This window comes from Streptomyces chisholmiae (assembly GCF_031845445.1).
Taxonomy (GTDB): domain Bacteria; phylum Actinomycetota; class Actinomycetes; order Streptomycetales; family Streptomycetaceae; genus Streptomyces; species Streptomyces chisholmiae.
In genome coordinates this window covers 1-475 of sequence record NZ_JAVREO010000119.1, presented here as the reverse complement: position 1 = coordinate 475, position 475 = coordinate 1, and the positions used below count along the sequence as shown (strand labels likewise).

Annotated in this window: 1 protein-coding gene; it reads right to left on the bottom strand. The window is 67.6% G+C overall.

All coding sequences use genetic code 11. The features are described 5' to 3' along the window. Nucleotides 1-446, bottom strand: a 446-nt coding sequence (locus RM844_RS32360; protein ID WP_311671017.1) for a DUF2550 domain-containing protein, incomplete at its 3' end; no start/stop codon positions are given. Nucleotides 447-475: the final 29 nt, after the last annotated feature.

Genomic DNA, 475 nt, shown 5'->3' with positions numbered 1-475 from the left:
CAGTAATTGCGCCGCCGGGCCCGCGGCGATGGCCGTGACTCGAGCCAGGACGTGAACGCCGTCAGGGCGACCCGGTCCAGGGCGATCTCGTAGCCTTGCCGGCGTTCGGCGCCGTTGTCGCGCAGTTCGAGGATGACCGTTGCATCGGTCATGATGTCGAACTCGTCGCCACGCGGGGCGCGGCGCGACACCACTTCCAGCCCCCGACGGCTCAATCGTCGGTCAGGCCACCACCGGATGCTGGACAGCCGGTAGAAACCGGCCTCTCCTCCGCGGTAGCGCATCACGCCGTGGCGCCAGCCGCTACCGCCATCGGCGGGAATGTCGCGCAGGATGGCGGCTGTTCCGCCAACCTGACGTAGCTTCCACAGCCGGTAGCTCAAGGCGCCGGCCAAAAGGGCCAGAACGCAGACGAGCGCGACCATGCCAATCATGGGCGCGCTCATCTGTCGTCTCTGTCGTCAGTCGATCTGGC